This window comes from Bradyrhizobium sp. Leo170 (assembly GCF_004296405.1).
Lineage (GTDB): Bacteria > Pseudomonadota > Alphaproteobacteria > Rhizobiales > Xanthobacteraceae > Bradyrhizobium.
This window is the reverse complement of the sequence record NZ_PSRR01000428.1, coordinates 1-6,347: the sequence shown is the minus strand read 5'-3', so window position 1 is coordinate 6,347 and position 6,347 is coordinate 1. Positions and strand designations below refer to the sequence as shown.

The 6,347-nt window shown below is 66.2% G+C and carries 9 protein-coding genes; 6 read left to right on the top strand and 3 right to left on the bottom strand.

Annotation, left to right across the window (positions count from 1 at the left end; genetic code table 11):
• On the top strand, positions 1–247 hold a 247-nt coding region (locus CWO89_RS39415), incomplete at its 5' end, for a DUF4175 family protein (protein ID WP_130583701.1).
• 119 nt (positions 248–366) lie between these two features.
• Here the strand turns inward: CWO89_RS39415 and CWO89_RS39410 are convergent.
• Both CWO89_RS39410 and CWO89_RS39405 read right to left on the bottom strand, forming a co-directional pair.
• Positions 367–744 (bottom strand): response regulator, encoded by a 378-nt coding sequence (locus tag CWO89_RS39410; RefSeq protein WP_028163766.1) that lies wholly within the window; start codon positions 742–744, stop codon positions 367–369.
• A gap of 35 nt (positions 745–779) precedes the next feature.
• Positions 780–1,637 carry an MJ0042-type zinc finger domain-containing protein gene (locus CWO89_RS39405; protein ID WP_130583700.1) on the bottom strand — a complete coding sequence of 286 codons (858 nt, stop codon included), beginning with the start codon at positions 1,635–1,637 and terminating at the stop codon, positions 780–782.
• Positions 1,638–1,840: 203 nt separating this feature from the next.
• Between CWO89_RS39405 and ftsE the strand changes: the two genes are divergently transcribed.
• The 4 genes from ftsE (at position 1,841) to CWO89_RS39385 (ending at position 5,061) form a co-directional block, all read left to right on the top strand.
• Positions 1,841–2,500 carry a cell division ATP-binding protein FtsE gene (ftsE, locus tag CWO89_RS39400; protein WP_130583699.1) on the top strand — a complete coding sequence of 220 codons (660 nt, stop codon included), beginning with the start codon at positions 1,841–1,843 and terminating at the stop codon, positions 2,498–2,500.
• On the top strand, positions 2,493–3,464 hold the full coding sequence (locus CWO89_RS39395) for a cell division protein FtsX (protein ID WP_130583698.1): 972 nt from the start codon (positions 2,493–2,495) through the stop codon (positions 3,462–3,464). The genes ftsE and CWO89_RS39395 overlap by 8 nt, the downstream gene beginning before the upstream one ends.
• Before the next feature lie 71 nt (positions 3,465–3,535).
• Positions 3,536–4,258, top strand: coding sequence for a YdcF family protein (locus tag CWO89_RS39390; RefSeq protein WP_130583697.1), 723 nt, complete (start codon positions 3,536–3,538; stop codon positions 4,256–4,258).
• Positions 4,259–4,287: 29 nt separating this feature from the next.
• Complete coding sequence (locus CWO89_RS39385; RefSeq protein WP_130583696.1) at positions 4,288–5,061, top strand: lysophospholipid acyltransferase family protein; 774 nt, start codon at positions 4,288–4,290, stop codon at positions 5,059–5,061.
• A gap of 65 nt (positions 5,062–5,126) precedes the next feature.
• Here the strand turns inward: CWO89_RS39385 and CWO89_RS39380 are convergent, their stop codons facing one another.
• Entirely contained in the window at positions 5,127–5,723 is a 597-nt protein-coding gene (locus CWO89_RS39380; protein ID WP_130583695.1) for a gamma-glutamylcyclotransferase, read from the bottom strand.
• 187 nt (positions 5,724–5,910) lie between these two features.
• On the opposite strand from CWO89_RS39380, the gene CWO89_RS39375 reads away from it, so the two are divergent.
• A partial coding sequence (locus CWO89_RS39375; RefSeq protein ID WP_130583694.1) for a DUF2125 domain-containing protein occupies positions 5,911–6,347 on the top strand: 437 nt, incomplete at its 3' end.

Below are 6,347 nucleotides of genomic sequence, written 5' to 3'. Positions count from 1 at the left end.
CGAGCAGGCGGGCGACGGCCCCGGCAACCGCGTCGGCAGGCAGCAGAGCGGCGGCAACCAGACCGATCCGCTCGGGCGCCCCCTGCACGGCCGCGAGTTCGGCGACGACTACACCGTCAAGATCCCCGGCGAGATCGACGTGCAGCGCGTCAGGCGAATCCTGGAAGAACTCCGCCGCCGCCTCGCGGACCCGGCGCGACCGCAGCTCGAACTCGACTACATCGAGCGCCTGCTGAAGGATTACTGAGGCAGCTCGGCCTCCACCGTCATTGCGAGCGAAGCGAAGCAATCCGTAGCGCCGCTTGCGGTGACATGGATTGCTTCGCTCCGCTCGCAATGACGGGCTGAGAGAGCGTTCGTCCGCACCTACGCCACCTTCCGCGCCGACAGCGCATCCGCCACCGCCGTGCGGATATCGGCGACCGAGAACGGCTTGGTCACCACGTCGTGCACGATCGCATTGAGGCCGGAGGCGCGCTCGCGCTGGTCGGCAAAGCCGGTCATCAGCAGGATCTTCAACTCCGGAAAATCGCGCGCGCTGGCGAGCGCCAGTGCAATCCCGTCCATGACAGGCATCTGGATGTCGGTGAGCAGCAGATCGAAGGCGCCCTGCTCGCGCGCCAGTATTTCCAGCGCGGCCGCGCCGTCTTGCGCGGTGACGGTCTCGTGGCCGTCCATGGCGATGGCGCGTGCCACCAGCGAGCGCATCGAATCCTCGTCGTCGGCGATCAATACCCGCGGCATCGAACTAACCTCCTTCGCAAGACACGTCTCGTATTCTAAGCCTTGCCGCCAGCCGCCAGATCCCGCTTGTTGAAGAAGCGGATATCGATGTCGCGCCCTTCCGGAGGCGGCGAGGCAAGGCGCGATTTGAAAAAAGCGCGTTCGCCCGGTTTCAGCACCGGCTGCTCCAGCACCGTGTTCCACGCATAAATCTCCGCGCCCTGCGCGTCGCGGACCGCAAAGCGCAACCGTGGCAGTTCCACCGGCTTCCGGGTCTCGCCGACGATCATGCCTTCGATCACCAGCACCGGCTTGCCGTCCACTGTCTCCTGACTGACTTTGACGTCCTTGAACGCCACCCCACGCAGATTCACCTCGAGCCCGGCCAGCCTGTAGAACAGCGCGGTCTGCGGCAACAGGCGCACGACGTCGCCGCGCCACACAACCAGCGCCACGATCAGCGCCGCCATCGCCGCGCATGCGGTGGGCAGGCTCGCTGCGGGCATGCGGATGCGGGGCAGGGTGGGCAGCTCGAACAGTCTTGGCAGCCGGCGGCGGGGTTTGGCTTCGGCATCTGCGTGAGCCTCGGCGTCTTCCCGGGCGACCGACGGCCAGTCCTGTCGGACTGCATCGTCCGCCGGCCAGTCGGCCGAGATCGAGGGGCTGTCGACGACAGGAGTGCGTTCGTCCTCCTCCTGCCGCGCCATCGCCTCCCATTCCGCGGCGGCATCGGACGCGGCGGACCTGTTCGCCGCCGCCATCGCCGGCATCGGCGCCGTGATGTCGACGGCATCCTCCGGCCGCGCCAGCCAGACTTCTTTGCAGCGGGAACAACGCACCGTACGCCCGGCCGGACCTAACGTCTCCAGCTTGATCGCATAGGATGTTGTACAATGCGGGCAAACGATATGCATGGAGCCCAATCCCCACCATGGATGCGCCGAGATGCTACAAGGCGACCGTTAACGAATCGGAAACCATAACCGAAGCACAAACGCTTTGTTCGGCCCGCCGGCCCAGCCGGAAACGGGCGCGAGGATTGAGCCAAGGTTCGAGGTTCCCGGCCGCCGCCCCAGTTGAACCCAACGTCCAACCCAATGTCGAGCGGAGCTAGAGCTTGGTTCGGTTCGAAAATGTCGGATTGCGTTACGGGCTCGGCCCGGAGATTCTGCGCGACCTCAGCTTCGCCGTCCCCGCCCATTCCTTCCAGTTCCTCACCGGCCCGTCGGGTGCCGGCAAGACCTCGCTGCTCAGGCTGTTGTTCCTGTCGCTGCGGCCGACGCGCGGGTTGGTGAATCTGTTCGGCAAGGACATTTCGCTGCTGAGCAAAGACCAGATCGCAAACCTACGCAAGCGCATCGGCATCGTGCTGCAGGACTTTCGCCTGCTCGACCACATGACGACCTATGAGAATGTCGCGCTGCCGTTCCGCGTGATGGGCCGCGACGAATCCAGCTACCGGCGCGAGGTGATCGACCTCTTGAAATGGGTCGGCCTCGGCGAGCGGATGGATGCGCTGCCGCCGATCCTCTCGGGCGGCGAGAAGCAGCGCGCCGCAATCGCGCGCGCGGTGATCTCGCGGCCGCAATTGTTGCTGGCGGACGAGCCGACCGGCAGCGTCGATCCGACGCTCGGGCGGCGGCTGCTGCGCCTGTTCATCGAGTTGAACAAGTCGGGCACCGCCGTGATCATCGCCACCCACGACATCACGCTGATGGACCAGTACGAGGCGCGGCGATTGGTGCTGCACCAGGGACGGCTGCACATCTATGAATAAGATCGGCCGAGAGCATGTGCCGCTCGTCGACCTCGGGCATGAACGCCCGCAGGTGGCGGCGAATGCGCGCAACATGTCGCCGATCGTGCCGCGCGCCTCGATCTCCGGCCGCGCGCTGGTCGCGGTCGTGTCGATCATGACCTTCCTGGCCTCGATGACCACGGGCACGGTGCTCCTGGTCAGCGCATCCGCGGCCGAGTGGCAGTCGGAGGTCGCGAGCGAGATCACGATCCAGATCCGCCCGGCGGCCGGCCGCGATCTCGATCGCGACACATCAGCGGCGGCGGAGGCGATGCGGACGCAGGGTGGGATCGTCGAAGTCCGCCCGTTCAGCAAGGAGGAATCCGCAAAACTGCTCGAGCCCTGGCTCGGCAGCGGATTGTCGATCGAGCAATTGCCGGTGCCGCGCGTCATCGTGGCGCGGGTGCAGCCCGGCAGCACGCCCGACCTCACCGCGCTGCGGGCGCGGGTCACGCAGGTCGCCCCCGGTGCCAGCGTCGACGATCACCGCGCCTGGATCGAGCGCATGCGCTCGATGAGCGGCGCCACCGTGTTTGCCGGCATCGGCATTCTCGCCCTCGTGATCGTCGCGACGATCATCTCGGTCTCCTTCGCCACGCGCGGCGCGATGGCCGCCAACCGGCCGATCGTCGAGGTGCTGCATTTCGTCGGCGCCTCCGACAGTTACATCGCCAACCGTTTCCTGCGGCATTTCCTGATGCTGGGACTCGAGGGCGGCCTGATCGGCGGTGGCGTCGCGATGCTGTTCTTCGGCTTCTCCGAATCGATCGCGAGCTGGTTCTCGGGCACTCCGGTCGGCGACCAGTTCGCGGCCTTGCTCGGGACCTTCTCGCTGCGCCCGTCCGGCTATCTGGTGCTGGCGCTGCAGGCGGTATTGATCGCCGCGATCACGGCCTGGGCCTCACGGCGGACGCTGTTCGCCACGCTCGATGACGTCGACTGATGGAACGGCCGGACTCCACTTCGCCCAAAAACGCTCTATAATTGCGTCCGGGGAAGGGACAGCCTTATCCGATGAGCTCTGATCTCGACGACCGATCGCAAAAGCGCCGGCCAGCGCGGCCGCACGGATCGCTGCGCGCGCTGATCGTCGCGCCGCTGGCGGTGCTGTTCGTCGCCGCGGGGGTCGGCTTCCTCGCGTTCCTGTCGCAGTTGCGCGGCGTCGAAACCCAGCCCGAGCGCAATGCCGATGGCATCGTGGTGTTGACCGGCGGTTCCTCGCGCATCTCCGACGCGGTGGAATTGCTGGCGGCCGGCTACGGCAAGCGGCTGCTGATCTCGGGGGTGCACCCGACCAATGCGGCGAGCGATATTTCCCGCTCGCTGCCCGAGAACAATCAGGCGCTCTTGAGGTGCTGCGTCGATCTCGACCGCTCCGCCGTCAATACGAGGAGCAATGCCGCTGAGACGCGGCGCTGGGCGCATGAGCGCGGCTTCAAGTCGCTGATCGTGGTGACCTCGAACTACCACATGCCGCGCGCGATCGTCGAACTGTCGCACGCGATGCCGGATGTCGAACTGATCCCGTTCGTGGTGATCGGCGACAAATGGCGCGACGAACCTTGGTGGATGAGTGGCGGAACGCTGCGCCTCCTGCTATCGGAATACGTCAAATATGTCGCAGCGGAGGTGCGGGTGCGGCTGGCCAGGATCGGTCTCGACCTGACGCCCGATTTCCTGGAGCAGCCTGGCGGCGCGCCGGCGCCGCGCCGGCCGGCGACCGCGCAGGTGAACTGACCAGACCAACTCTTTAAGTCGGGAATTCGATGTCTTCGATCTTCGTGCGCTCGCTCATCTTCAACGTGCTGTTCTATCTCGTGCTGGTGAGCTTAAGCATCGTCGCGATCCCGACCGTCGTGTTGCCGCGCCGGGCGATGATGACGCTGGCCGCATGGTGGGCGAACGCGACGCTGTTCCTGATGCGCGTCGTCTGCAACATCCGGGTCGAATTCCGCGGGCTGGAGAAGATTCCGAAAGGGCCCCTGATCGTCGCCGCCAAGCACCAGTCGATGTGGGAGACGTTCCAGCTTTTGCGCTTCTTCGACCACCCGCTCTACATGCTCAAGCGCGAGCTGACCTGGATTCCGGTGTTCGGCCAGTTCCTGCTCAAGGCCGGCATGATCGCGATCGACCGCGGCGGCGGACCGCGCTCGCTGGTGAAGACGCTGCGCCGCGCGGCCGCTGAAGTGAAGCGCGGCCGCCAGCTCGTGATCTTCCCGGAAGGTACGCGCCGGCCGGTCGGCGCGCCGCCAAACTACAAGACCGGGGTGGCGCAGATCTATGCCGAGAGCGGTGTGCCGTGCCTGCCGGTCGCGCTCAACTCCGGCCTGTTCTGGCCGCGCCGCACCTTCATGCGCTATCCGGGGACGCTGGTGGTCGAATTCCTCGATCCGCTGCCGCCAGGTTTGCCGCGCGCGGAGTTCATGACGCGGCTGCGCGAGTCGATCGAGGGCGCCACCGACCGCATTGTCGAGGCTGCGCGCGCCGAGCAGGCGCAGTTGTTCGGCGTCGTGCCCGATACCGCGAAGGCGAAGGTCTAGAGCGTTTTCGAGCGAAGTGGACACCGGTTCGCGTGAAGAAAATGCGTCAAAACAAGAAGCTCTAGCTACGTTCCCTCCTGCAGCGGCAGCTCGATCGGATGCGCGTCGTGCAGCATCGTCGCCAGCTTGTGCAGTTGCGGATCGCGAAAACCCTGCTTCTCGATCGCGAGCACCGTGGAGAGCACATAGTCGCGGTTGTTGCCCGAGCGTCCGTGGCCCTGCTGCACGTAGCGGAGCTGGTCGGCCAGCGTCAGCCGTCCGGCGTACTGCACATGGCTGCGGTCCACCACATAGGTCAGCGCGGCCACCCGCGAGCGCGGGTCGTCCTCGAGCCACACCGAGCGGTGCACCTCGCGATAGACGTTGGTGGTCTGCTCGCGGCCGCGCAGATAAGCGATCGTCTCGGTGCGCCGCTTCGCCGCGACGCGGAACGCGATGCCGCGGCAGGCGCCGCCGCGGTCGAGCCCGAGCACCAGTCCCGGCTTTTCCGGCGTGCCGCGATGGTCGAAGGAATACACGCAGAGCGCGCGATGCTCGCCGATCAGCCGCGCCGCCATTTGTTCCTCGAAATCGAAACCCGGCTTCCACATCAGGGAGCCGTAACCGAATACCCAGAGGTCGTTGTCACCTGATTCGGGCGGGGAGAGGAGTTGCGCGGACATCGCCGCAAGGGCTAGCAAAAGCGCGACGCGAAGCGAAGCGGTTTCGTGGGCTTTACAGCATGATCCGGAAAAGTGGGAACCGGTTTTCCCTCGCGACAAACGCGAAGCGTTTGCGCGGAGATCATGCTCAAACAAGCCCGCGGTTTCCCGCTTAGATTTGCCAAAATTGACAGTCAGAGGTCACCGCATGCCTGATATGACCCCCGCGCCGCGCCGGCGCTCGCGTTGGCGTCTCTTTGCCGCCCCCGTCCTCGTGCTGATCCTCGCCATCGCGTGGAGCGCGTTCTGGTTCTATGCCTCGTCCCAGGTGTGGGTGCAGGCCGATGCCTGGCGCGCGCAGGAGGCGAAGGCGGGCCGGGTCTACGATTGCGGCAAGCGATCGGTGGCAGGTTACCCCTTCCGCCTCGAAATCCGCTGCGAGGACGCCAGCGTGACCTTGATCTCGCAGACGGCCGGCGCGCAGACGCCATTCACCGCGCGGCTCGGCGAGATCCTGGTGGTGGCGCAGGTTTACGACCCCACACGCGTGATCGCCGAATTCAAGGCGCCGGCGACGCTTGCCGAGCGCGGCGCGCTACCGTCGCTCGCCGTGAACTGGCGGAGCGGCCGCGCCAGCGTGGCAGG